The sequence below is a fragment of the Pseudoruegeria aquimaris genome (assembly GCF_900172235.1).
Classification (GTDB): domain Bacteria; phylum Pseudomonadota; class Alphaproteobacteria; order Rhodobacterales; family Rhodobacteraceae; genus Pseudoruegeria; species Pseudoruegeria aquimaris.
The window spans coordinates 193,940-216,947 of record NZ_FWFQ01000001.1 but is presented as its reverse complement, the minus strand read 5'-3'; the positions used below and the strand labels follow the sequence as shown (position 1 = coordinate 216,947).

Here is a 23,008-nt window from a genome sequence, read left to right as displayed (position 1 = left end):
CTATTCTCCGAACAGGCTTCGGGCAAAAAGGATTACGGCAGCGCATGCAAAAAACAGACAGTCTTCAGAAACGCGCCTTCCCACCGCGCGAGATCGATGCCACCGACCGAAAGATATTAGGCGAGCTGGCGCGGGACGCCAGCGTGAGCTTTGCCCGGCTCGGCGAGGCCGTGGGGCTCTCGGCCCCGGCGGTGCACGAGCGGGTGAAGCGGCTGAAGGCGCAGGGGGTGATCCGGGGCACCGTGGCGCATCTGGACGGCGCCCGGCTCGGCAAGCCGCTGCTGGCCTTCGTCCACGTCACCACCAAGGGCTGGGGCAAGACGCGGGCGCTGATGTCGCTGGCCGATCTGCCGGAGGTGGAGGAGATCCACTCCGCCACCGGCGACACCTGCCTGATCATCAAGGTCCGCGTGGCCTCGTCGCTGGCGCTGGAGGGGCTTCTGTCGCGGATCTACGATCTGCCCGAGGTGCGCGCCACCCAGACCTACGTGGCGCTCTCCACCCATCTGGAGCGCAGCCCGCAGGCGGAGGTGACGCAGGCGCTGGAAGAGGCCGAAACGCTGCGGTGAACGAATGCGCCCCGGCGTACGCCCGCTCCGCGTGGGTGACGTCTGGTCAGGGGCAAATTGCCGTAACATTTCAGCGTCTTTCCCCGCCGGGATCATAGATTCGCCCCATTCGGAGCGCTATCTGCGACAGAGCAGCAGAGGTGAGTCATGCCCGAATTCGTCGTCTATACCCTTCCCGAATCCCAGATCACCGTCTCCGGTGGCCAGCAGCTTTCGGGGTTCTCCCAAGGCAGCGGCGTGCATCTGGCAGGGCAGACGATCACGCTGAACTCCAACGCCTGGGAGCCGGTGACGATCACCGACACCGACAGTTTCTTCGGCGATTCAGACAACAGCCAGACGCTGACCAACGCCATCACCTACGACGGCGAGTCCTACGCGGCCGGCCGCCGGGTGGAGGCCGAATACACGCTGACGGTGGAGGATCCGGACGGCAACCAGTACACGCTGATCGGCTTCAACATCAACGAGCCGGGGGTGACGAGCTACGCCACCGTGGAAGGGCTGGCCTTCATCGGCGGGCCGGGGGAATTCCCGCCCATCGGCGTGCCGCTCACGGTCGTCGGCACCGCCGAAGGCCCCGGCGGCACGGCCACGGGCTATGACACCTACGCCACGCCGCCCTGCTTCCTGCCCGGAACGCTGATCCAGACGGATCGCGGCATGACCCGCGTGGAGGATCTGCGCGCCGGCGATCTGGTGATGACGCAGGAGCACGGGCTTCAGCCGCTCGTCTGGGTCGGCCAGGCCGAGATCAGCCGCGAGGAGGCCGCGCGTCAGCCCGGTCTGCGGCCGGTGCGCATCGCCGCCGGGGCGCTCGGCGGCGGGCTGCCGCGGCGCGACCTGCTGGTTTCGCCGCAGCACCGGATGCTGATCGACGACTGGCGCGCCGAACTGGCGATGGGCGAGGAGCGCACGCTGGTGGCGGCGCTGCATCTCGTCGGGATGCCGGGCATCAGCACGGTGCTGCCCGCAGGCCCGCTGACCTACCACCACATCATGTGCGCCGAGCACCAGATCATCTGCGCGGAAGGCAGCTGGACGGAGAGCTTCCGCCCCGGCCCCGAAGTGCTGGATGCTTTCGATGCGGCGGTGCGCGACGAGCTGCTGCGCCTGTTTCCCATGCTGGCGGAGGGCAGGGGCTCCGCCCCGGCCGCACGGCTGGCCACGCGCCATGAAGCCCAGGTGATGATGGCCTGCTGATGATGGCCTGCTGATGATGGCCTGCTGAGGGCATTCTGCGCGCCGCGCGCCGCGCTTGCGGCGGGTTTCAGGGCGTGCGGAAGTGCTTGGAGAGCTTGAGCCCCTGGCCCTGGTAGTTGGAGGCGATCCCCGCGCCGTAAAGCTGCGTGGGCACCTCGGCCATGCGCTCATACACGAGCCGCCCCACGATCTGCCCGTGCTCCAGCACGAAAGGCGCCTCGTGGCAGCGCACTTCCAGCACCCCGCGGGAGCCCGCGCCCCCGGCGGCGGCATGGCCGAATCCCGGATCGAAGAAGCCGGCATAATGCACGCGGAACTCGCCCACCATGGCGAGGTAGGGCGCCATCTCGGCGGCGCAGTCGGGCGGGATATGCACCGCCTCGCGGCTGACGAGGATGTAGAAGGCTCCGGGATCGAGAATGATGCGCCCCTCCGAGGTATGGATCGGCTCCCAGAACTCGGCCGGATCGTAGTGGCCGATCCTGTCCAGATCCACGACGCCCGTGTGCGGCTTGGCGCGGTATCCCACCAGATCGCTGCCTTCGGGGCGCAGATCCACCGAGAAGCCCAGCCCGTCATCGATATGGGCCTCGCCCGAAACGAGCCCCACCTCGGCATGGATCGCCCTGAGGGTGTCGTCCGACAGCACCGCCTGGCCCTGGCGGAAGCGGATCTGGTTCAGCCGCATGCCGGGGCGCACCAACACCGAGAAGGAGCGGGGGCAGATCTCGGCGTAGAGCGGCCCCTCGTAGCCCGGCGCGATACGGTCGAACTCCACCCCGCCGTCGGTGATGGTGCGGGTCAGAAGATCCATGCGCCCGGTCGAGGATTTCGCGTTGGCCACGGCCTGAACGCCTTCGGGCAGGGCCAGCCGCTCCATCAGCGGCACGACGTAGACGCAGCCCTTCTCCAGCACCGCGCCGCCGGAAAGATCCACCCTGTGCATCTCGAATTCTTCCAGCCGCTCGGCCACCGTGCGCCCGTGCCCTGCAAGGAAGGAGGCGCGCACCCGGTAGGCCACTGTGCCCAGCCGCAGATCGAGCGAGGCGGGCTGGACCTGTTCGGGAAGGATCGCGGGAGTGGCGGCCAAGGTGCCGGATTCGATCATCTTTTCGATGGCCTGACAGGGCAGTACGCCGGTTCCGCTCATTGGTCCTCCCAAAGCGATCAGCAGAAGGCAAAACGCCCGCTGCCTGCATGTGCAGGTGCGGGCGTGTTTGAATTGGTCGGGCTAGCAGGACTTGAACCTGCGACCTTCCGTCCCCCAGACGGACGCGCTACCAGGCTGCGCCATAGCCCGACTTGAGGCTCTTCATACTGGTTTTTGCGGCGGGGGCAAGGGCGAATTGCCCGGTTATTTTCCATTCTTCGAAGCCAGCGGAGCGTCCATGTTTTCGCGCAGGGCGCGCAGCCTTTCATAGAGCGGACGCAGGGCGGCTGCATCGCCTGTGCGGCGGGCCCTGAGCCTGTCGCGCAAGGCGAGAATCCGGGCCGGATCTTCAAGGAAGGCGCCGCTGCCCGCGCTCGGAGTCACGGTCCCGGCTGCGCTGGCGGGTGCGGTCTCCGGCGCGGGCTCCGTTGCCTGCGCCGGAGTTCCCTCGGTGGGATTTTCCGGGCCGGTGCCCGGTTCGGCGCGGGAATCGGGGGCGACTGCGGATTCGGCGGCCTGCGAGGGCGCCGGCGCAGCGCCAGCCTCGGTCTCCGCGGCGGCAGGCTGCGCGAAGAGATCGGCCTGCACCGGGGTGGAGAGATTGGCGGCCTCGGGCATGGCGGAGAGGATGCGCGGCTTGGCGGCAGGTGCCTTGGCGGCCGCGGCGTTCCCGGTGGCGCCGCCGGCCGAGGTCGCGCGGTCAACGGCGGATTTCACGTCGGCGGCCGGGGCAGGGGCGGCCTCGTCGTCGATGGGACGCGAAAGCCGCGCCACCTGCTTCACGCCCTGCTCCCGCAGCACCTGCTGGGCCTCCTTGATCGAAAGCCCGTCCTCGTGCAGCAGTTTCTTGATTCCCCCCAGCAGCAGCATGTCGGCGGGGCGGTAGTAGCGCCGCCCGCCGGCCCGCTTCACCGGTTTCACCTGGGAAAACCGGCTTTCCCAGAATCGCAGCACATGTGCCGGGGTATCCAGCCAGTCCGAGACTTCGGAGATCGTGCGGAACGCGTCAGCGGATTTGGCCATGCCCTCGGTGCCCTGCGCCCTTACTTCTTGTTGCCCGCCGCCACACGTTCCTTCATCAGGTGGGACGGACGGAAGGTCAGAACGCGGCGGGGGTGGATCGGAACCTCTTCCCCCGTTTTCGGATTTCGGCCAACCCGCGCGGCCTTGTCGCGCACGCCGAAGGTACCGAAAGAGGAAATCTTGACCGTCTCTCCGTTCACCAGGGCGTTGGACATGTGCTCCAGAACACTCTCGACAAGCTGTGCGGATTCGTTCCGGCTGAGCCCGACCTCCTGAAATACGGCCTCGCTCAGATCCATACGCGTCAACGTTTTCGGACTCATGACATCCCCCTATCTATCCGGGCAGAATAGAGGGCGGGCAAATTCCGAGTCAATATCAACAACTTGCCGAGGCAGGTTCATTTGCCCCTACCAGCGGATCACCACCGACCCCCAGGCCAGCCCGCCGCCGATCGCCTCGGTCACCACCAGATCGCCTTCCTTGATCTGGCCACGGGCCTTGCCCACCGAAAGCGCGAGGGGAATCGAGGCCGCCGAGGTGTTGCCGTGATCCTGCACGGTCACCACCACGTGGCTCATCGGGATCTTCATCTTCTGGGCCGTGCCCTTGATGATGCGCAGGTTGGCCTGGTGCGGCACGATCCAGTCCACGTCCTGCGCGGTGAGCCCGGCCTTTTCGAGCGCGGTGTTGGCGGTGGCGCAGAGTTTCTCGATGGCGTGGCGGAACACTTCCTTGCCCACCATGCGCAGATGGCCCGTCGTCTGGGTGGAGACGCCGCCGTCCACGTAGAGCAGATCCTTGTAGCGCCCGTCGGAGTTGAGATCGGTGGCGAGGATCCCGCGATCGGCGGAGGTGCCTTCGCCTTCCTCGGCTTCGAGGATCAGCGCGCCGGCGCCATCGCCGAACAGCACGCAGGTGGAGCGGTCCGTCCAGTCCATGATGCGGGAGAAGGTTTCGGCCCCGATCACCAGAACCCGCCTGGCCTGGCCCGAAAGGATCAGCGCGTTGGCATTGGTGAGCGCATAGACGAAGCCGGCGCAGACGGCCTGCACGTCGAAGGCGAAGCCGCGCTCCATGCCCAGCTTGGCCTGCACCATCGTGGCGGCGGAGGGGAAGGTGAGATCGGGGGTGGAGGTGGCCACGACGATGGCGTCCAGATCGCTGGCCGTCATGCCGGCATCGGCCAGCGCGGCCTCGGCAGCCTTCACGGCCATGTCGGAGGTGGTTTCGCTCTCGGCGGCGAAGTGGCGGCGCTCGATCCCGGAGCGGCTGCGAATCCACTCGTCGCTCGTGTCGAGGGTCTTTTCGAATTCGCTGTTGGGAACGATGCGTTCAGGCAGGTAGTGGCCAATCCCCTTGGCCACAGCGCGTGTTGTCATTCTTTTGTACCGTTGGCTGGCTGCTCTGGAGTCGGCGCATCATGTCGTGACGTTACGGCAGATGCAACCCGAGCGGCCAGCTTTTCGGTGAAGCCGGACTGGGCCAGCGTGAAGGCCAGCTTGATGGCGGCGGAGACGCCGGTGGCGTCGGCGGAGCCGTGGGATTTCACCACGGTGCCGTTCAGCCCGAGGAAGACCCCGCCGTTCACCCGGCGCGGATCGATCCGTTTCTGGAGGCGTTTGAGCGAGGTCAGGGCCAGCAGGGCGGCAAGGCGCGACAGCGGCGAGAACTTGAAGGCCTCGCGCAGCAGTTCGCTGATGAGCCGGGCGGTGCCTTCGCCGGTCTTCAGCGCCACGTTGCCGGTGAAACCGTCGGTGACGATCACGTCCACGCGGTCGGAGGGAATGTCGCCGCCTTCCACGAAGCCCACGTATTCGAAGTTGGCCTCCGCGGCCTTCCCGACGATCAGCTCCTGGGCGGCCTTCAGCTCGGCCCGGCCCTTGTGCTCCTCGGTGCCCACGTTCAGCAGGCCGATGCGGGGGCGGGTGAGGCCGAGCCCGTTGCGGGCGTAGGAGGCGCCCATCAGGGCGTATTGCAGCAGGTCCTCGGCATCGGCGCGGATGTCGGCGCCCACGTCGAGCATCACGTTGAAGCCGCCGGGGTTGCGCGAGGGCCAGAGGCAGGCGATCGCCGGGCGGTTCACGCCGGGGATCTTGCGCAGGCGGATCATCGACACCGCCATGAGCGCGCCGGTGTTGCCGCAGGAGACGCAGACCGTGGCCTCGCCGTTGCGGACGGCTTCGATGGCCGACCACATCGAGGTGTTCTTGCCGTTGCGCATGACGTGCGAGGGCTTTGCGTCCATCGTGACGACCTCGGGGCAGTCACGGATCTCGCAGCGTTCGGCAAGGCCGCGCTTCCTGGCGATCAGTTTTTTGAGAACTTTCGCGTCGCCGTGAACGATGAACCCGATGTCGGGGTTCTTCTCGGCGGATTGCGCGATGCCGGCGACAACGGCCGCCGGGCCTCGGTCGCCGCCCATGGCGTCGACCGAAATGATCGTGCGACGCGCACCCGGGGTCTGCGTGGTATTCGTGTCCGTCGCCATGTCCCGGGCGCGCAACTTACGCAGGCTTACGCCGCGTCTTCTTCGTCCAGATCGATCTCATCGGCCTGGGCGACAACTTCGCGATCGTCGTAGTGACCACAGGCGCCACACACGTGGTGCGGGCGCTTCAGCTCACCGCAGTTCGGGCATTCCGCCGGGTTGCCTGCAACCAGGGCGTCGTGCGCGCGGCGATTTCCGCGGCGGGACCGCGTGACTTTGTTCTGAGGGACAGCCATGTCTCATCCTCGATGCTAGGAGGGGCGAACCCCTGATTTCCCGGGTTATTCGGCTACATACGCCACCGCGCAGCCCGAGTCCAACCCATCATGTAAACGAGGCCGGGAACATACTGCGATTCACGGCCAGCGCAAGTGTTTTCTTGAGCCCTTAATTTTCGCCTTTTTTCAGGCTGTCGCGCAGGGCCGAAAGCGCTGCGAAGGGGCGCGCTTCCTCGTCGGTCATCGGGGCCTTTCCGGGCTCGGTGAACTGGGCCGCTTCAAGGGCGGCGCCGCTGGCGCGCGGGTAGAGCGGCAGGGCCAGCGCGAGGGCCTCGGCCATCACCGCGCCCGCGTCGATCACCTCGCCCAGGGGCTCCATGCCGTCGTCATCGGCCAGTTCCACCTCTTCCTCGTCGGGATCGGCGCAATCGGCGCTGAAATGGCGGCGCACGTCTTCTTCGAGGCGGGTGGAAACCGGCTCCAGCGTCACCACGCAGGGCTGCACCACCGTGGCCCCGAGATGGGCTTCGAGAATCCAGTCCCGCTTGCCGCGTGGCTTCAGCTCGCCCTCGAAGCGCAGCTTGCGCACCGCGGAGATCCCCATCTCCTCGGCCAGCGCCGCGCGCTCCTCGGGGGAGGGCTCGAAGCGGAACCGGGTGGGTTTCTTCTGCGAAAGCTCCGCCACAGCCCATCTCCGTTTCGGGCCGTGGCCTTCGTGCTCAGGCTGTGTCATCTCACGTCATCCATTCTTGAACCGGTGCCATTCCTTCTGTAAAGCCGGATACGAGGCAAGCGAAGGCAAGGCAAGAGGGACGGAATGCGCAAAGGCTGGATCGCCGGCAAAAGCATCGCGGCACTTGGCGTGGCCTTCATGCTGTCCGCCTGCGCCGCCACCTACCAGAACCACGGCTTCGCGCCAAGCGAACTCGACCTCGCGGAGATCACCGTGGGCGTCGATACCCGCGACACGCTGGCCGAGACCATCGGCGAGCCGACGATCTCCGGCGTGGTGGGCGATGATTCCTGGTTCTACGTGGGCTCGCGCTGGCGCCACTTCGCCTTCCGCGCGCCCGAGGTGATCGACAGGCAGGTCGTGGCGGTGTCCTTCGCCGAGGATGGCGTGATCACCAACATCGAGCGCTTCGGCCTCGAGAACGGCCGCGTGGTGACGCTGAACCGCCGCGTGACCGAGACCAACATCGCCAACGTGAACCTCATCACCCAGATCATCAACAGCGTGGGCAACGTCAGCGCCGACCAGCTCGTCGGCAACTGATCCCGCGGGCCGGCCCCGGCGGCGCGGTCGCGGAGGCGCTCAGGCCTCCGGGTCCGTTTCGCCCTCTGGCTTGAAGCCGAGCGCGACGCCGTTGATGCAGTAGCGCAGGCCGGTGGGGGCGGGGCCGTCGGGAAAGACATGGCCGAGATGGGCGTCGCAGCGCGTGCAATGCACCTCGGTGCGGCGCATGAACAGGCGCCTGTCTTCCTGCGTGCCGATGGGCGCGCCTTCCAGTGGCGCGTAGAAACTGGGCCAGCCGGAGCCGGAATCGTATTTCGTGTCCTGCCCGAACAGCGGCGCGCCGCAGCAGGTGCAGGTGTAGACGCCGGGGCCTTTCGGGAAATCCTCGTGGGTGAAGGCCCGCTCCGTGCCGTGCTTGCGTGTGACCTTGTAGGCAAGGTCCGACAATTGTGCGCGCCACTCGGCGTCCGACTTGGTGATCTTGTCCATATCTGGCCCTCTCCTTCAAATGCCTGTCACATCTTGTGTGATAGGGGCTTTGGCAACATAATTTAGGGCGAGGGCGCCCCGGCGCCAAGCCAGCGAGGGATCACGATGTCGCGTATCTCCAAGGGCCGCTACGTGGCGCGTTTCGCGCAGTCGGAGCAGGATCTGCGCGCCGCGCAGGCCCTGCGCTACCGGGCCTTCCCGCGGCCTTCCGCCGGGCAGGGGGCTGCACCGGAGCGCGCGGGGCTGGACGCCGACGCCTTCGATCCCCTCTGCCGCCACGTGCTGGTGGAGGAGGCCGAGAGCGGCCGGCTGGTCTGCTGCTACCGCCTGCTGCCGCTGGCGGGCGGGGCCGAGATCTCGCGCAGCTACGCGGCGCAATACTACGAGCTTTCGGGCCTGTCGGAGTTCGAGGGGCCGATGGTGGAAGTGGGGCGCTTCTGCGTGGATCCCGATCTCACCGACCCGGACATCCCGCGCATCGCCTGGGCGGCGCTGACGCGGTTCGTCGATGCCAACGGCGTGCGGATGCTGTTCGGGTGCTCCTCCTTCAAGGGCACCGAAACCGAGGCCTACGGCGATGCTTTCGCGCTGCTGAAGGCGCGCCACCTCGGGCCGCAGCGCCTGCGGCCCAAGGTCAAGGCGCCCAATGTCTTCCGCTTCGCCCAGCGGCTGCGGCGCAAGCCGGATCCGAAGCGGGGCCTGCGGGCCATGCCGCCGCTGCTGCGCAGCTACCTGATGATGGGGGGCTGGGTCTCGGATCACGCGGTGGTGGACCGCGAGCTCGACACGTTGCACGTCTTCACCGGGCTGGACATCGGGGCGATCCCGGCGGCGCGCAAGCGCCTGCTGCGCGCCGCGGCCGGGTGAGCCGCCCCGTCCGCGGGGGCGCAGGCGTCACCTGCCGGCGCGCATTTCCTGAACTTCGGCCCGCAAGGCCCTGATTTCCTGAAGGATAAGTTCGTTCTCCGACATCATCGCATCGCGCTCGGCGCGCGCGGCGGCCTCGTGCTCGCTCTGCATCGCGTCCACGATGACACCGATGAAGAGGTTGAGCACGGTGAAGGCCGTCATGATGATGAAGGGCACGAAGAGCATCCAGGCGTAGGGGTAGACCTCCATCACCGGGCGCACGATGCCCATGGACCAGCTCTCCAGCGTCATGATCTGGAACAGCGTGTAGGCCGAGGCCGAGAGCGAGCCGAACCAATCCGGGAATGCCTGCGCGAAGAGTTTCGTGGAAATCACGGAAAAGACGAAGAAAACCAGCCCCAGAAGCAGAACGATGCTGCCCATGCCGGGCAGGGCCGAGAGCAGCCCGCCCACCACGCGGCGCATGGCGGGCACCGATGAGACGAGCCGCAGCACCCGCAGGATGCGGAAGGCGCGCAGCGCCGAGAGGCTGCCGGTGGCTGGGATCAGCGCGATGGCGACGATGCAGAAATCGAAGATGCGCCAGGGATCGCGCCAGAAGCCGCGGAAATCCACGATCAGCCGGGCGCCGATCTCCAGCACGAAGACGGCGAGGATCGCCTTGTCGAGCGCGTGGAGCAGGGGGCCGTATCGCTCCATCACCGAAGCGTCCGTTTCCAACGCAAGGCAGATGGCATTGATCACGATGAGGGTCAGGATCGTGCGATCGAACCAGGGGTGCTGGATCAGGCGGGCAAGCCGGGCGCGCATGGGGATCTCCGCTCTAGAATGGCCGTCAGGCGCCTAACTCGGTGTTTCGGGCGCGTTTCGCAAGGGGCAATCGCGTGTTTGGCAGGCACGGACGGCAAGGGAGCGCCGGATGATGAAAGAATCGGCAAATTCCCGTTTGGTGTTCGGGCCGGAATTGCCTATCTACTGGAAAAGGCCGGAAAACCGATCCGGCCGCGCGCAACCAACCCCGGCCGAGACCGGGGCAGGAGAATGGGGACGGAATGGCCGCGGGTCACGATGAAGCGAAGGGCAACGGGTTCGTCGGGTGGTTGCCCGTGCTGCTGTCCGCCGGGATATTCGCCTTCTTCCTCCAGTTCCTGCCGCAGATCGCCGCCGGCGACACGCTGCGTGTGGAATGGGCTTGGGCGCCGAGCCTCGGGGTGGCGCTCTCCTTCCTCGTGGACGGGCTGAGCCTGACCTTCGCGCTGCTGATCTCGGGGATCGGCACCTTCGTTCTGCTCTATTCCAACAGCTACCTCGCGGGGCATCCGCAATATGGCCGCTTCGCGCTCTACCTGTTCAGCTTCATGCTCTCGATGCTGGGGCTGGTGCTGTCGGACAACCTGATCGGCCTCTTCGTCTTCTGGGAGCTGACCACGCTCACCTCCTACCTGCTGATCGGTTTCGACAACGAAAGCCCCAAGGCGCGGCGCTCCGCACTTCAGGCGCTGCTGCTCACCGGGGCGGGCGGGCTGGCGATGCTGGCGGGGCTGATCCTTCTGGGAGCCGTCGGCGGCAGCTTCGAGATCAGCCAGCTCGTGCCGCAGGCCGAGGCGATCAAGGGCAGCGGCCTCTACGTGCCGATCCTGATCCTGATCCTTGCCGGCACCTTCACGAAATCCGCGCAGGTGCCCTTCCATTTCTGGCTGCCCAACGCCATGGCCGCGCCCACGCCCGTCTCCGCCTTCCTGCACTCGGCCACCATGGTGAAGGCCGGCGTCTACCTGATGGCGCGGCTGCACCCGGTGCTGTCGGGCACCGAGCTCTGGTTCTGGACTCTCACCATCTTCGGCGCCGTCACCGCCGTGTTCACCTCGGTGCTGTCGCTGCGGCAGGACGATCTGAAGCAGGCGCTGGCCTACTCCACGCTGATGGCGCTTGGCACGCTCACCATGCTGCTTGCACCCTCGTCAGGCTATGCGATCACCGCTTTTGCCACCTTCCTCGTGGTGCATTCGCTCTACAAGGCGGCGCTGTTCCTCGTGGTGGGCTGCGTGGACCACGGCACCGGCACCCGTGACGCCGATCTGCTGGGCGGGCTGGCCCGGTTCATGCCCTTCACCGCCTTCACGGCGGCTCTGGCCGGGCTCTCGATGGCCGGCCTGCCGCCCTTCATCGGCTACATCGGCAAGGAGCTGATCTACGCCAACACGATCACCGCGGGCGATGCCGCCACCTTCGTCACCGTCATGGCGCTGGCCGCCAACGCGCTGATGTTCGCGGTGGCAGGCGTCGTGGCGCTGCGCCCCTTCTGGGGCAAGCGCGGGGACACCCCGCTTGAGCCGCATGAGGCCCCGTGGCCCATGCTGGCCGGGCCGATGGTGCTGGCGCTGCTGGGGCTGGCCTTCGGGCTGATGCCGCTGTTGGCCGAGGTCAATTTCACCACGCCCACGGTCGCTGCCATCCTCGGTGACGCGGAGAAGGCCAAGCACCTGCACCTCTGGGCGGGGGTGAACACCGAACTGATGCTCAGCCTCGCCACCTTCGCCATCGGCGGGCTGCTGCTGGCGCTCTATCGCCCGGTGCGCCGCTTCCTTGAAGCCGCCGACGCCGCGACCCCGAGTTTCGACAACGGCTGGGACAATATCCTCGATGCCCTCTACCGCGCCGCCAAGTGGCAGACGGGCATCCTGCAATCGGGCAACCTGCAACGCTACCTCTTCACCATCTTCGCCACCTTCGTGGTGGCGGTGGGCGGCACCCTGCTGCTGAAGGATGCGGTGAACCTCGGCGTGGCCCTGGACGACATGAACAGCCCGCGCCACTGGCCGGAGCTCGTGCTGATCGTGGCGGCGGCGCTCGTCACCGCGTCCTCGCGCTCGCGGATGCTGGCGGTGGCCGCGCTCGGCGTGCAGGGCATCGCGGTGGCGCTGATCTTCATCTCCTTCGGCGCACCTGACGTGGCCATCACCCAGCTTCTGGTGGAGACCCTCGTCGTGGTGCTGGTGGCCGTCGCGATGCTGAGCCTGCCCTTCCTCGATGAGCGCGGCAAGAATGACAGGCGCCCGAAAGACATGGTGCTGGCCGTGCTTTGCGGCGTTGTCGTTTCGGCTGTGCTGATCGGCGTGCTGCAGGGGCCGCTCGATCTGCGCCTGACGGACTTCTTCGAAACCACGGCGGCGCCGGAGGCCTTCGGGCGCAACATCGTCAACGTGATCCTGGTGGATTTCCGCGCCATCGACACTTTCGGCGAGATCGCGGTGATCGTGGTGGCGGCGCTGTCGGCCTACGCGCTGCTGCGCACCACCGACAGCAGCCGCGACCGCGACGAGGAAGAGGAGGAACTGTCATGAATTCGCTCATCCTGCGCGTGGCCTCGCGCTATCTCGCCGCGATCCTCCTCGTCTTCTCGATCTACATGCTGTTCCGCGGCCACAACGAGCCCGGCGGCGGCTTCATCGGCGGGCTGATCGGGGCCACGGGCTTCATCCTCTACGCGGTGGCCTGCGGCACGCGCGAGGCCCGCGCCACGCTGCGGGTGGATCCGCAGAGCCTCGCCATGTCGGGGCTGGCGGCCTCGCTGCTGTCGGCGTTTGCCTCGGCGCTGTTCCGCGATGCGCCCTTCACCGGGCAGTGGCTCTTCCTCGGGGCCACCGAGGGCAGCAAGGGTATTCCCGTCAGCACGGTGATCCTTTTCGACATCGGCGTCTACCTCGTGGTCTTAGGCGCAATTTTGATGCTGGTCTTTGCCATGGAAGAGGAGATCTGAGGGTGGAGTTCCTTCTCGCCATAACCATCGGCGTGATGGTGGCCGCGGCGGTCTACCTGATGCTGGCGCGCAACGTGCTGCGCTTCATCTTCGGGCTGATCCTGATCAGCAACGCCGCCAACCTCGCGATCTTCACCGCCGGCCGGCTGACGCCCGGTGCCCCGCCGCTGATCAAGGAGGGCGCCTATGCGCCGGCCGAGGGCGTGGCGAACGCCCTGCCGCAGGCGCTGGTGCTGACGGCCATCGTGATCGGCTTTGGCCTTTTTGCTTTCGCGCTGGTGCTCGTTTACCGCGCCTACACCACACTGGGCACGCTCTACTCCGACGAAATGGACGCTGCCGAACCGAAGGGGCCCGCGCAATGAGCTGGCTGCTCGCCCTTCCCATCCTGATCCCCTTCCTGACGGCCATCTGCGCTTTCTTCCTGCGCCGCACCGGCTGGTGCCGCTGGGCCAGCGTGATCGGCTCCGGCGTGCTTCTGGCGGTTTCGCTGCTGCTCTTCGCCACGGTGCTGCGCGAGGGCGTGGTCGCCGCGCAGATGGGCGGCTGGCCCGCGCCCTTCGGCATCACTCTGGTGGCCGACGGGCTGAGCGCGGTCATGGTCGTCATCACCGCGATCACCGCGCTGGCCGTCGCCGTCTACGCCAGCGCCGAAATCAGCGAACGCCAGGTCTTCCTCGGCTATCACGCGCTGTTCCAGGTGCTCATCGCCGGCGTCTGCGGCGCCTTCCTGACGGGGGATCTCTTCAACCTCTACGTCTGGTTCGAGGTGATGCTCATAGCCTCCTTCGGCCTGCTGGTGCTGGGCGGCAAGAAAAGCCAGATCGACGCCGGCATCCGTTACGTGATGATGAACCTCGTCTCCACGGTCTTCTTCCTGACCGGCGTCGGCTTTCTCTACGGCATGACGGGCACGCTCAACATGGCCGATCTGAGCCTCGCGGTGCAGCAGCTGGAGAACCAGAGCCTTCTGACGGTGGTGGCGGTGATGTTCATGGTGGCCTTCGGGGTGAAGGCGGCGCTGTTTCCGCTCTTCTTCTGGCTGCCCGCCGCCTACCACACGCCCAGCTTCTCCGTCTCGGCCGTCTTCGCCGGGCTGCTGACCAAGGTGGGCGTCTACGCGCTGATGCGCGCCTTCACGCTGATCTTCGTGGAGGACGTGGCCTATACCCACCAGATCCTGTTGTGGGTGGCCTGCCTGACGATGCTCACGGGCGTTCTGGGTGCGGCCGCGCAGAGCGATTTCCGCAAGATCCTTTCGTTCCACATCGTCAGCCAGATCGGCTACATGATCCTTGGCCTTGCGCTCTACACGCCGCTGGCGCTGGCGGGGAGCGTGTTCTACCTCGTCCACCACATCATCGTGAAGGGCAACCTCTTCCTGATCTCGGGCGTGGCCCGGCGGATCACCGGCTCCACCGAGCTTTCGAAGATGGGCGGCCTCTACAAGAGCGCGCCGGTGCTGGCGTTCCTGTTCCTGATCCCGGCGTTTTCGCTGGCCGGTTTCCCGCCGCTGTCGGGCTTCTGGGCCAAGTTCATCCTGATCAAGGCGGCGCTGGAGATCGAAATGTGGTGGGCCGCCGGAGTTGCGCTGTTCGTGGGGCTTCTGACGATCTATTCGATGACGAAGATCTGGGCGCAGGCCTTCTGGGAACCGCACCCCGAAGAGATCGAGCCGAGCCTGAAGAGCCTGTCCAATTTCGCGCAGGTCGCGCTGCTGCTGCCCATCGCCGGGCTGGCGCTGCTGACGGTGGTGATCGGCCTGAACCCGGAGCCTTTCATGGATTTCGCGACATCGGCCGCGGGGCAGCTGCTTGATCCGTCGGACTACGTGCAGGCGGTGCTGGGCGTGACGCAGGGGGGCACGCGATGAACCTGTTTCTCTTCAACGTGACGCTCGCCCTGATCTGGGCGGCCTGGTCGGGCAGCTTCAGCCTGCTGACGCTTTTCACCGGCTATGGCATCGGGTTCGCCGTGCTCTGGCTGCTGCAGCCGCTCATGGGCGGGCCCAACCTCTACTTCCTGCGCGCCTACTACTGGCTGCGGCTGCTGGTGATGTTCCACTACGAGCTGATCGTTTCCTCGCTGGTGGTGGTGTGGGACGTGCTGACCCCGACCCAGCACTCGGTGCCGGGCATCGTGGACGTGCCTTTGGATATCGACACCGAAATCGGTATCCTGCTGGTGACCAACCTGATCTCACTGACGCCGGGCACCCTGAGCCTCGACGTTTCCGAGGATCGCAAGACGCTCTACGTGCACGCCATGTTCAGCGAGGATCCGCAGGCGCTGCGCGATACGCTGAAGAACGGGATGGAGCGCTGGGTGAAGGAGGCCATCGAAACATGACGTCCGAGGAATTTCTTGCCCTTTCGGTGAACGCCGGCTTCGTGATGATCGTTCTGGCGCTGGTCCTTGGCTTCATCCGCCTGGTGAAGGGGCCGAGCCTGCCCGACCGGGTGGTGGCGCTCGACATGATGACGATCCTCATCGTGGCCTTCTGCGGGCTCTTCGCCATCTCCACGCGGGACGAGACCTTCCTCGACGTGGCGCTGGTGATGGCGCTCGTGGGCTTCCTCGCCACGGTGGCGCTGGCGCGTTTCGCGGAGCGGCGGGTGAAACGTCGCCGCCGGGAGGCGCGGTTGCAGAAAACCCTGGCCGAGGTGGTGGACGCGGCCGATGAATCCACGCCCACCCCGAAAGGAGATGCGTGATGCTGGACGTTCTGGCCGGGATCCTCGTGCTGTCGGGGGGCTTCTTCGCCTTCATCGCCGCGCTCGGCGTGCTGCGTCTGCCGGACGTGCTGGTGCGGATGCACGCCTCCACCAAGGCAGGCACGCTGGCCTGCGGCCTGATCCTCGCCGGCGGCGCCGTCGCCTTCTGGGATCTCTCGACGACCTTCCGCGTCGTGGCCGTGGTGGCCTTCATCCTGTTCACCGCCCCGGTGGGCAGCCACATGATCGGCCGCGCCGCCGTGCGCACCGGCGTGCCGCTCTGGCGCGGGCGCGGCAAGGAGATGACCCCGGAGGACTGGAAAGTCCCCGATTGATCCGGGCCGGCCTGAACTGAGCCGGCCTGATCCGCTCTGGCGCGGCGCGCCCGCGGAAGCGGCAAGACGGTTGCCCGAACCGCCGAAATCGCCTTAACTGAAAGGGAAACCGGCTCGTCCAAGATTACCCGAAGCCGGAGCGTTGAACGAAGGCATTGCGAAGCAGGGGGCACATCCGGTGAGCGACAGGCGCCATTTACCGACCTACACCAAGGCATTAGGCCGCGCGGCCGGCGTGGCGGCCACCCTCGCATTCGTGGCCACCGCTCCTGCCTTGGCGCTGGATGAAGTCATCGTGCGCACGAGCGGCAACAACGAATCCCTCACCGAAACCGTCCGCAACGCGTCGCTCTCGGTTTCCTCGCTGCAGGGCGACACTTCCAGCACGCAGGACGTGGTGGCCGCCGCGCGCGCCGATTACGGGCGCATCCTGGGTGCGCTCTACGGGCAGGGCTATTACGCCGGCGTGATCAGCATAAAGGTGGATGGCCGCGAGGCGGCCGACATTCCGCCGTTTTCGCCGCCCGCGCGCGTCTCGCGCATCGTGATCGACGTGCAGCAGGGCGAGCAGTTCAAGTTCTCCCGCGCCGAGGTCGCGCCGCTGGCCAAGGGCACCGAGCTGCCCAACGGCTTCGCCAAGGGCGAGATCGCGCGCAGCGGCGTGATTTCCAGCGCGGCCAACGCCGGCATCCGGGGCTGGCGCAACCAGGGCCACGCCAAGGCGGAGCTGAAGGATCAGAGCGTGCGCGCCGACAACCGCGCCGCCACGCTGGATACGCAGATCGAGCTGGCGCCGGGCCCCAAACTGACCTTCGGCGCCCTCACGCTCGACAACCGCGGCAAGGTGCGCGACAAGCGCGTGCTCCAGATCGCCGGCTACCCGGAAGGCACGGTCTACTCGCCGGACGAGGTCAACGAGGTCACCAAGCGGCTGCGCCGCACGGGCACCTTCTCCACCGCCAACCTGACCGAGGCCGAGGAGATCGGCCCCAACGACACGCTGCCGATGCTGCTGACGGTGGACGATCAGCTGCCGCGGCGCTTCGGTTTCGGGGCCGAGATCTCCAGCTCCGAAGGCCTGAGCCTCACGAGCTACTGGAAGCACCGCAACCTCTTCGGCGGCGCCGAAACGCTGGACGTGCGCGGCGAGATCGCCAACATCGGCGGGCTGGAAGTGGCCACCGGCGGGGTGGATTACTTCCTCGGCGCGAGGCTGACGCGCCCGGCGATCTACGGCCCGGACACCAACGGCAACGTCTTCGCCTCGATCGAGCAGAACGACGATCCGGGCTACTTCGAGCGCAAGGCCGTGGCCGGCGTTTCCGCCACGCGCATCTTCTCGGACGATCTGGAAGGCGAGCTGGGCCTCGGGTTCCGCTACTCGCAATATGACGACGATTTCGGCGAGCGCGAGTTCACCCATTTCGTGCTGCCGGTCAAACTGGAGTGGGACAAGCGCAACAGCGAGCTTGAGCCGACGCGGGATTTCTACCTGCGGGCCGAGGCGGAGCCCTTCGTCGGCGTCGGCAACGAAAGCAGCAGCGGTGCGCAGTTGTTCAGCGATCTGCGCGGCTACCTCGGGTTCGGCGAGAAGAAGAACTTCGTGCTGGCCGGCCGGCTCCAGCTCGGTTCGGTCGTGGGGCCGGATCTCTCCGAAACTCCGCCGGACTACCTGTTCTTCTCCGGTGGCGCGGGCACCGTGCGCGGCCATACCTACCAGTCGCTGCAGATCGAACTGCCCGGTGACATCTCCACCGGCGGCAAATCCTTCGTCGGGGTTTCGCTGGAGGCGCGCAGCTACGTGACCGACAGCATCGGGCTCGTCGGCTTCTACGACGTGGGCTTCATCGGCCCCGAATCCTACATCACCGAGGATTACGTCTACCACTCCGGCATCGGCGTCGGGGTGCGCTACAAATCGCCCATCGGCCCCTTGCGGGTGGATCTCGGCTACCCGCTGGAAGGGGATGACGAGAACGGCGACATCAAGATCTACATCGGTATAGGGCAGGCGTTCTGATGCGGGTACTGGCCATCGTTCTGTGTTTGCTGTGGCCGGTCTGGCTGTTCGCACAGGAGGCGGAAACCGCGCCCGAGGGCGATGGTGGCCGCATCAGCCGCCTGATCGAAAGCAGCCTGTCGGGGCCGGGGCGCCAGGTCACGGTGCGTGGTTTCCGCGGTGCGCTCTCTTCCCGTGCGACGCTGGAGGAGCTGATCTTCTCCGACGAGCAGGGGCCATGGCTGATCCTGCGCAACGCCGCCTTCGACTGGCAGCGCACCGCGCTGCTGCGCCGCCGTCTGGCGGTGAACGAACTGGTGGCCGAGGAGCTGATCGTCACCCGCGCGCCCATCGTGCCGCCGAGCACCGAGCCGCCGGAGGCCGCGGCCTCGGAGGGCTTCAGCCTGCCGCAGCTGCCGGTTTCGATCGAGATCAACCGCTTCGCGCTGGAGCGCATCGAGATCGGCGCGGCGCTGGCCGGGCAGGATCTGGCCGCGACGCTGGGCGGACGCGTCATCCTGATCGACGGCGAGGGGCTGGTGGAGACCGAGCTGCAGCGGCTGGACGGGCCGGAAGGCACGTTCCGCCTGAACGGCAGCTATTCCAACAACACCCGCGTGCTCTCGGTGGACCTGGAACTGGCGGAGGATCCGGGCGGCATCGTGGCGAGCCTTGCCGGGATGCCGGGCGAGCCTTCTCTGGATCTGACGGTGCAGGGCGTCGGCCCGCTGGATGACTTCCGCGCCGATCTCGTGCTCGCGACGGACGGGCAGGAGCGGCTGACGGGGCAGGTGGCACTGCTCACCGAAGACACCGGCGCCGCGCAGCCCGACCTGCGTTTCACCGCCGGGCTGGCGGGCGACGTGGCGCCGCTCTTCCTGCCCAGCTACCGCGAATTCCTCGGCAACGACCTGCGCCTCGACGTGGCCGGCGCGCGCCCCGGCGCGGGCGGGCTGGTGATCGACACGCTGTCCTTCACGGCGGCCTCGGTGACGCTCGACGGCGGCCTGACGCTGGGCGAGGACATGTGGCCGCGCACCATCGCGCTGAAGGGCGAGATCACCCCGCCGCAGGGCAAAAGCGCGGTGCGCCTGCCGCTGCCGGGCGTGGAAACCGATCTGGGCAAGCTGGATCTCACCGTCAGCTTCGATCATGAGGCCGGCGACGAGTGGACGGCCGCGCTGTGGCTTCAGCAGCTGGTGCGTGAAGATCTGTCCCTCGGGGCGGCGAGCCTGCTGGGCGAGGGCAGCCTGAAGCGGCGCGAGGGCGACACGCCCGGATCGGTGACGGCCAACCTGATCCTCGCGGCCAACGACATGGGCTTCGGCGACGCGCGCCTCACCGAACTTCTGGCGGACGGGCTCACGGCCACCGCCTCGGCGGGCTGGACGCGCGGCGGCGCGCTCGACATCACCGCCTTCGAGGCAAGGGCCGCCGGGGCCGAAGCCAGTGGCTCGGCCGTGCTGGCCGACATCGCCGAGGGGCTGAACATCGACGCCGACCTGAGGGCCACGCTTGCCGATCTGGGCGCCTATTCCGATTTCGCCGGCCTCGATCTCTCGGGGCGGGCCGATCTGGAGCTGAAGGCCAAGGCCGCCGCGCTCACCGGGGCCTTCGACGTGAAGGCCACCGGCACGGGCAGCGGCATCGGCCTCGGGGATCCGGCGCTGGACGGCATCATCGGCGGCGAGAGCAGCTTCACCCTGAGCGCCCTGCGCGACACCACCGGCACCACCCTGCGCGAGTTCACCGTCAATGGCCGCGACGTGGCCGTCTCGGCCGACGGGCGCATCACCAGGGAAACCGGCGGCGGCCTGCGGTTCGATGCGCAGGTGGCCAGCCTGAAGGCGGCGGGCGATGCCCGCGTCTCCGGCACCACGCTCGGCGCCGACATCGAGGCCGACATCACCGCCGAAGTGGGCGACCTGGGCGATTTCGCCGCCGTAGCGGGGCTGCCGCTCACCGGCAGCGTGCGGCTTTCGCTCGACGGCGGCGGCAACATCGCCGCGCGCACCTTCGACGCCCGCGCCCAGGGCACGGCCTCGGGCCTGTCCACGGGCATCCAGCAGGTGGACGCGCTGGTGGGCCAGAGCGCGGAGCTGGACATCGACATCGCGCGGCTGGCCGAAACCCTTGCCGTGCGCAAGTTGCGCGTCACCGCCAAGGAAGTGGACGTGACCGCCAGCGGCAATGTCACCGAGACCGGCGGCGCGATCGATTTCGACGCCCGCGTGGCCTCGGCCTCGCTCATCGGGCGGGCGCTGCTCTCCGGCCTCGATCCGGCCGCGACGGTGGAACTGGATGCGGAGGCGAAGGTGGACGACCTCGCCCCTTTCGGCGCGCTCGCGGGGCAGGGGCTCACCGGCGCGGCGCAGCTGGATCTCGCCGGACGGATCGCGCTCGACTCGCTCGATTTCGACATCCGCGCCGATGGCGCCACGGACGGGTTGCAACTGGGCATCGCCCAGGTCGATCCGCTGCTGGAAGGGCGCACGGCGCTTTCGGTCGATGCCTCCCGCGCGGGGCGCACGATCGACATCCGTGAACTGGTGATCGACGGCACCGAGATCGCGCTGAACGCAAAGGGCGCGCTCGGCGCGGAGTCCGGCGCCTTCGATTTCGAGGCCCGCTTTCTGAGCGCCCGGCTTGCCGGCAATGCCGCGCTTGCCGATCTGGACAACGGCCCCTCCGTCGCGCTGGATGCCACGGCGCAGGTCTCCGATCTTGCCCCTTTCAGCGCGCTCGCGGGGCAGAGCCTTGCCGGGGCGGCGGATCTGAAGATCGACGGCACCGCGAACGCCAAGACCTTCGATTTCGACGTCGAGGCCCGCGGTGGCCTGCAGGACGTCACCGTCGGCATCGCGCAGGTGGATGCACTTCTGGCCGGGAACACGACGTTCATCGTCGATGCGGCGAAATCGGGCCGCCAGCTTGACATCGGCACCCTCGAGATCAACGGTGAACAGGTGGATCTGACGGCCAGCGGCGCGGTGGATGACGCCGGCGGCACCCTCAGTTTCGATGGCCGGGTGCTTTCGGCGCAGGCCAGCGGCACGGCGCAGGTGTCGGGCATGGACCAGGGCATCGACGTGGCCTTCGATGCCTCGGCCTCGGTGGCCGATCTCGCGCCCTTCGGCGTGTTCGCCGGGCGCAGCCTCGCGGGCGCGGCGGAGCTTTCGCTCTCGGGCAGCGCCAACGTGGAAACCCGCGATTTCGACGTGACGGCCAACGGCCAGCTGCAGGATGTGCGCGCTGGCATTCCCGACGTGGACCGGCTCCTTGCGGGGCAGACGGCGCTGGCGCTTCAGGCGGCGAAATCCGGCGAGGCGATCACGCTCACCCAGCTGGAGGTGGACGGCAGCGAGCTGGATCTCTCGGCAAGCGGAACCCTTCAGGCGGGCGCCGGGCAGATCGCGCTGCAGGGCAGCCTGCGGGATGTTTCGCTCTTCGTGCCCGACATCTCCGGCGGTGCGCGGCTCGGTGGCACCGCCACGCTTCAGGGCAGCGAGATCGCGCTGGATCTCGATCTCGACACCGACGCCGGTTTCGCCACCGCCGTGGACGGCACCGTCGCCCGGGATTTCCAGACCGTGAACCTCGCCATCACCGGCGCGGCCCCGCTCGCGGTGGCCAACAAGTTCATCGCGCCACGCTCGGTGATCGGCACCGCGCAGATGAGCATCACCGTCAACGGGCCGCCGGCGCTGTCCTCGGTCGCGGGCACCGTCACCGTCAGCGGAGGGCGGTTCTCGGCGCCCAATCTCAAGGTCGCGCTGGATGACATCAACAGCCAGATCGCGATTTCCGGGGCCAACCTGACGATCGACGCCGCCACCAACGTCTCGCCCGAGGGGCGGGTGACGGCGCGGGGCACGCTCGCGCTCACGCCGCCGTTCAACACCAACCTGCAGGTCGATCTTGAGGCCGTGCGGCTTACCGATCCGTCGCTCTACGATGCGCGGCTGAACGGGCAGGTGGCCTTCGTGGGCCCGGCCGCCGGCGGCGCCGACATCAGCGGCGTGATCAACCTCGGCAAGACCGATATCCAGATCCCCTCGGCCGCGGTGGGTGCCACCAGCGCGCCGCAGGGCATGATCCACGTCAACGAGACGGCGGCGCAGCGGCTCACGCGGGAGCGGGCCGGCTTCAAGGGGGCAGACGAGATCAAGGCCAGCTCCGGCGGCGGCGCCGGCCCCGTCTACGGGCTGGATCTGACGATCAACGCGCCGCAGCGCATCACCATCCGCGGGCGCGGGCTCGACATCGAGCTGGGCGGCGCCATCGACGTGGTGGGCACCACCGCGCGCGTCATCACCGAGGGCGAATTCGACCTGATCCGCGGGCATCTCGATTTTCTCGGCAAGCGGCTGAACCTCGAAGAGGTGACAATCTCGCTGCTGGGCGATTTCACCCCCTTCATCCGCATCGTCGCCGTGGCCGACATTCCCGACGGCGAGGGCCGGATCGTGATCGACGGCCCGGCGGTGGATCCGGATTTCGAGTTCAGTTCCACCCCGGAGCTGCCCGAGGACGAGGTGCTCGCGCAGATCCTCTTCGGGGAGTCGATCTCCAACCTGAGCGCGCTGCAGGCGGCCGAACTGGCCTCCTCCATTTCGGAGCTGACCGGCGGCAAGGGCTTCGGGCTGGTGTCAGGGATCCGGGATTCCCTCGGGCTGGACGATCTCAACGTGGAGACGGATTCGGAAGGCAACACCACGGTGCGCGCCGGGCGCTATCTGACCGACAACGTCTATACCGATGTTGCGGTGGATTCCGACGGGGAAACCGAGGTCAACCTGAACCTCGACATTACCGACGATTTCACCGCCAAGGTCTCGGTGGAGAGCGACGGGGACAGCAGCCTCGGGATTTTCTTCGAACGCGATTACTGAGGGTTGCGCGCTTTCGCCCGCTGTGCCGCCCGCGGCAGGAATAAAGCTTGCATGGGGG

General features: G+C 67.5%; 22 protein-coding genes and 1 tRNA gene. 13 read left to right on the top strand and 10 right to left on the bottom strand.

The window, feature by feature from the left end; all coding sequences use genetic code 11:
* Window positions 1-44: 44 nt before the first annotated feature.
* Both PSA7680_RS01030 and PSA7680_RS01025 read left to right on the top strand, forming a co-directional pair.
* Entirely contained in the window at window positions 45-569 is a 525-nt protein-coding gene (locus PSA7680_RS01030) for an Lrp/AsnC family transcriptional regulator (RefSeq protein ID WP_085866794.1), read from the top strand.
* Between the two features lie 147 nt (window positions 570-716).
* Window positions 717-1,772: a Hint domain-containing protein gene (locus PSA7680_RS01025; RefSeq protein WP_085866793.1), complete on the top strand. Its 1,056-nt coding sequence runs from the start codon at window positions 717-719 to the stop codon at window positions 1,770-1,772.
* A gap of 67 nt (window positions 1,773-1,839) precedes the next feature.
* Here the strand turns inward: PSA7680_RS01025 and PSA7680_RS01020 are convergent, their stop codons facing one another.
* The 8 genes from PSA7680_RS01020 to PSA7680_RS00985 form a co-directional block, all read right to left on the bottom strand.
* Window positions 1,840-2,922 (bottom strand): 2'-deoxycytidine 5'-triphosphate deaminase, encoded by a 1,083-nt coding sequence (locus PSA7680_RS01020; protein ID WP_085866792.1) that lies wholly within the window; start codon window positions 2,920-2,922, stop codon window positions 1,840-1,842.
* 73 nt (window positions 2,923-2,995) lie between these two features.
* Window positions 2,996-3,072 (bottom strand) — tRNA-Pro (locus tag PSA7680_RS01015).
* 54 nt (window positions 3,073-3,126) lie between these two features.
* Window positions 3,127-3,945, bottom strand: a complete 819-nt coding sequence (locus tag PSA7680_RS19050) for a MerR family transcriptional regulator (protein ID WP_085866791.1) — start codon at window positions 3,943-3,945, stop codon at window positions 3,127-3,129.
* Between the two features lie 20 nt (window positions 3,946-3,965).
* Complete coding sequence (gene ihfA, locus PSA7680_RS01005; RefSeq protein ID WP_085866790.1) at window positions 3,966-4,268, bottom strand: integration host factor subunit alpha; 303 nt, start codon at window positions 4,266-4,268, stop codon at window positions 3,966-3,968.
* Window positions 4,269-4,355: 87 nt separating this feature from the next.
* Window positions 4,356-5,327 (bottom strand): beta-ketoacyl-ACP synthase III, encoded by a 972-nt coding sequence (locus PSA7680_RS01000; RefSeq protein ID WP_085866789.1) that lies wholly within the window; start codon window positions 5,325-5,327, stop codon window positions 4,356-4,358.
* A complete protein-coding gene (gene plsX / locus PSA7680_RS00995; protein ID WP_085866870.1) occupies window positions 5,324-6,436 on the bottom strand; it encodes a phosphate acyltransferase PlsX in 1,113 nt (370 codons plus the stop codon). Before plsX ends, PSA7680_RS01000 begins: the two co-directional genes overlap by 4 nt.
* A gap of 26 nt (window positions 6,437-6,462) precedes the next feature.
* The gene (gene rpmF, locus PSA7680_RS00990) at window positions 6,463-6,672 is read right to left on the bottom strand and encodes a 50S ribosomal protein L32 (protein ID WP_085866788.1); all 210 of its coding nucleotides are present in this window, start codon (window positions 6,670-6,672) and stop codon (window positions 6,463-6,465) included.
* A 151-nt stretch (window positions 6,673-6,823) separates the two neighbouring features.
* Window positions 6,824-7,387: a YceD family protein gene (locus PSA7680_RS00985; RefSeq protein ID WP_085866787.1), complete on the bottom strand. Its 564-nt coding sequence runs from the start codon at window positions 7,385-7,387 to the stop codon at window positions 6,824-6,826.
* A gap of 84 nt (window positions 7,388-7,471) precedes the next feature.
* Here PSA7680_RS00985 and PSA7680_RS00980 point away from each other — a divergent pair, with 84 nt between their 5' ends.
* Window positions 7,472-7,930 carry an outer membrane protein assembly factor BamE gene (locus PSA7680_RS00980; protein WP_085866786.1) on the top strand — a complete coding sequence of 153 codons (459 nt, stop codon included), beginning with the start codon at window positions 7,472-7,474 and terminating at the stop codon, window positions 7,928-7,930.
* 39 nt (window positions 7,931-7,969) lie between these two features.
* Here PSA7680_RS00980 and msrB read toward each other — a convergent pair whose 3' ends face one another.
* Window positions 7,970-8,380: a peptide-methionine (R)-S-oxide reductase MsrB gene (gene msrB / locus PSA7680_RS00975; protein WP_085866785.1), complete on the bottom strand. Its 411-nt coding sequence runs from the start codon at window positions 8,378-8,380 to the stop codon at window positions 7,970-7,972.
* A gap of 105 nt (window positions 8,381-8,485) precedes the next feature.
* On the opposite strand from msrB, the gene PSA7680_RS00970 reads away from it, so the two are divergent.
* On the top strand, window positions 8,486-9,247 hold the full coding sequence (locus PSA7680_RS00970) for a GNAT family N-acetyltransferase (protein ID WP_085866784.1): 762 nt from the start codon (window positions 8,486-8,488) through the stop codon (window positions 9,245-9,247).
* A 27-nt stretch (window positions 9,248-9,274) separates the two neighbouring features.
* Here PSA7680_RS00970 and PSA7680_RS00965 read toward each other — a convergent pair whose 3' ends face one another.
* The gene (locus tag PSA7680_RS00965) at window positions 9,275-10,060 is read right to left on the bottom strand and encodes an ion transporter (protein ID WP_085866783.1); all 786 of its coding nucleotides are present in this window, start codon (window positions 10,058-10,060) and stop codon (window positions 9,275-9,277) included.
* Between the two features lie 242 nt (window positions 10,061-10,302).
* On the opposite strand from PSA7680_RS00965, the gene PSA7680_RS00960 reads away from it, so the two are divergent.
* The 9 genes from PSA7680_RS00960 (at window position 10,303) to PSA7680_RS00920 (ending at window position 22,950) form a co-directional block, all read left to right on the top strand.
* Window positions 10,303-12,594 carry a putative monovalent cation/H+ antiporter subunit A gene (locus PSA7680_RS00960; protein WP_085866782.1) on the top strand — a complete coding sequence of 764 codons (2,292 nt, stop codon included), beginning with the start codon at window positions 10,303-10,305 and terminating at the stop codon, window positions 12,592-12,594.
* Window positions 12,591-13,010, top strand: a complete 420-nt coding sequence (locus PSA7680_RS00955) for a Na+/H+ antiporter subunit B (protein ID WP_085866781.1) — start codon at window positions 12,591-12,593, stop codon at window positions 13,008-13,010. Before PSA7680_RS00960 ends, PSA7680_RS00955 begins: the two co-directional genes overlap by 4 nt.
* Before the next feature lie 2 nt (window positions 13,011-13,012).
* Window positions 13,013-13,375 carry a Na+/H+ antiporter subunit C gene (locus PSA7680_RS00950; protein ID WP_085866780.1) on the top strand — a complete coding sequence of 121 codons (363 nt, stop codon included), beginning with the start codon at window positions 13,013-13,015 and terminating at the stop codon, window positions 13,373-13,375.
* Entirely contained in the window at window positions 13,372-14,883 is a 1,512-nt protein-coding gene (locus PSA7680_RS00945) for a Na+/H+ antiporter subunit D (protein WP_085866779.1), read from the top strand. Before PSA7680_RS00950 ends, PSA7680_RS00945 begins: the two co-directional genes overlap by 4 nt.
* Window positions 14,880-15,359: a Na+/H+ antiporter subunit E gene (locus tag PSA7680_RS00940; RefSeq protein ID WP_085866778.1), complete on the top strand. Its 480-nt coding sequence runs from the start codon at window positions 14,880-14,882 to the stop codon at window positions 15,357-15,359. Before PSA7680_RS00945 ends, PSA7680_RS00940 begins: the two co-directional genes overlap by 4 nt.
* Window positions 15,356-15,724 (top strand): MrpF/PhaF family protein, encoded by a 369-nt coding sequence (locus PSA7680_RS00935; RefSeq protein ID WP_085866777.1) that lies wholly within the window; start codon window positions 15,356-15,358, stop codon window positions 15,722-15,724. The genes PSA7680_RS00940 and PSA7680_RS00935 overlap by 4 nt, the downstream gene beginning before the upstream one ends.
* On the top strand, window positions 15,724-16,059 hold the full coding sequence (mnhG, locus tag PSA7680_RS00930) for a monovalent cation/H(+) antiporter subunit G (protein WP_085866776.1): 336 nt from the start codon (window positions 15,724-15,726) through the stop codon (window positions 16,057-16,059). Before PSA7680_RS00935 ends, mnhG begins: the two co-directional genes overlap by 1 nt.
* Before the next feature lie 178 nt (window positions 16,060-16,237).
* A complete protein-coding gene (locus PSA7680_RS00925; RefSeq protein WP_245824405.1) occupies window positions 16,238-18,079 on the top strand; it encodes an autotransporter assembly complex protein TamA in 1,842 nt (613 codons plus the stop codon).
* Window positions 18,079-22,950, top strand: coding sequence for a translocation/assembly module TamB domain-containing protein (locus PSA7680_RS00920; protein WP_085866775.1), 4,872 nt, complete (start codon window positions 18,079-18,081; stop codon window positions 22,948-22,950). The genes PSA7680_RS00925 and PSA7680_RS00920 overlap by 1 nt, the downstream gene beginning before the upstream one ends.
* Window positions 22,951-23,008 lie beyond the last annotated feature (58 nt).

Bases quoted from the DNA above. Each gene is read 5' to 3' on its own strand.
- mnhG (WP_085866776.1), top strand. From the start codon at position 15,724: ATGCTGGACGTTCTGGCCGGGATCCTCGTGCTGTCGGGGGGCTTCTTC.
- msrB (WP_085866785.1), bottom strand. From the start codon at position 8,380: ATGGACAAGATCACCAAGTCGGACGCCGAGTGGCGCGCACAATTGTCG.
- PSA7680_RS01000 (WP_085866789.1), bottom strand. From the start codon at position 5,327: ATGACAACACGCGCTGTGGCCAAGGGGATTGGCCACTACCTGCCTGAA.
- PSA7680_RS01030 (WP_085866794.1), top strand. From the start codon at position 45: ATGCAAAAAACAGACAGTCTTCAGAAACGCGCCTTCCCACCGCGCGAG.
- PSA7680_RS00955 (WP_085866781.1), top strand. From the start codon at position 12,591: ATGAATTCGCTCATCCTGCGCGTGGCCTCGCGCTATCTCGCCGCGATC.
- PSA7680_RS00945 (WP_085866779.1), top strand. From the start codon at position 13,372: ATGAGCTGGCTGCTCGCCCTTCCCATCCTGATCCCCTTCCTGACGGCC.
- ihfA (WP_085866790.1), bottom strand. From the start codon at position 4,268: ATGAGTCCGAAAACGTTGACGCGTATGGATCTGAGCGAGGCCGTATTT.
- PSA7680_RS00960 (WP_085866782.1), top strand. From the start codon at position 10,303: ATGGCCGCGGGTCACGATGAAGCGAAGGGCAACGGGTTCGTCGGGTGG.
- plsX (WP_085866870.1), bottom strand. From the start codon at position 6,436: ATGGCGACGGACACGAATACCACGCAGACCCCGGGTGCGCGTCGCACG.
- PSA7680_RS00965 (WP_085866783.1), bottom strand. From the start codon at position 10,060: ATGCGCGCCCGGCTTGCCCGCCTGATCCAGCACCCCTGGTTCGATCGC.
- PSA7680_RS00940 (WP_085866778.1), top strand. From the start codon at position 14,880: ATGAACCTGTTTCTCTTCAACGTGACGCTCGCCCTGATCTGGGCGGCC.
- PSA7680_RS00920 (WP_085866775.1), top strand. From the start codon at position 18,079: ATGCGGGTACTGGCCATCGTTCTGTGTTTGCTGTGGCCGGTCTGGCTG.
- PSA7680_RS19050 (WP_085866791.1), bottom strand. From the start codon at position 3,945: ATGGCCAAATCCGCTGACGCGTTCCGCACGATCTCCGAAGTCTCGGAC.
- PSA7680_RS00935 (WP_085866777.1), top strand. From the start codon at position 15,356: ATGACGTCCGAGGAATTTCTTGCCCTTTCGGTGAACGCCGGCTTCGTG.
- rpmF (WP_085866788.1), bottom strand. From the start codon at position 6,672: ATGGCTGTCCCTCAGAACAAAGTCACGCGGTCCCGCCGCGGAAATCGC.
- PSA7680_RS00985 (WP_085866787.1), bottom strand. From the start codon at position 7,387: ATGACACAGCCTGAGCACGAAGGCCACGGCCCGAAACGGAGATGGGCT.
- PSA7680_RS00970 (WP_085866784.1), top strand. From the start codon at position 8,486: ATGTCGCGTATCTCCAAGGGCCGCTACGTGGCGCGTTTCGCGCAGTCG.
- PSA7680_RS01025 (WP_085866793.1), top strand. From the start codon at position 717: ATGCCCGAATTCGTCGTCTATACCCTTCCCGAATCCCAGATCACCGTC.
- PSA7680_RS00980 (WP_085866786.1), top strand. From the start codon at position 7,472: ATGCGCAAAGGCTGGATCGCCGGCAAAAGCATCGCGGCACTTGGCGTG.
- PSA7680_RS01020 (WP_085866792.1), bottom strand. From the start codon at position 2,922: ATGAGCGGAACCGGCGTACTGCCCTGTCAGGCCATCGAAAAGATGATC.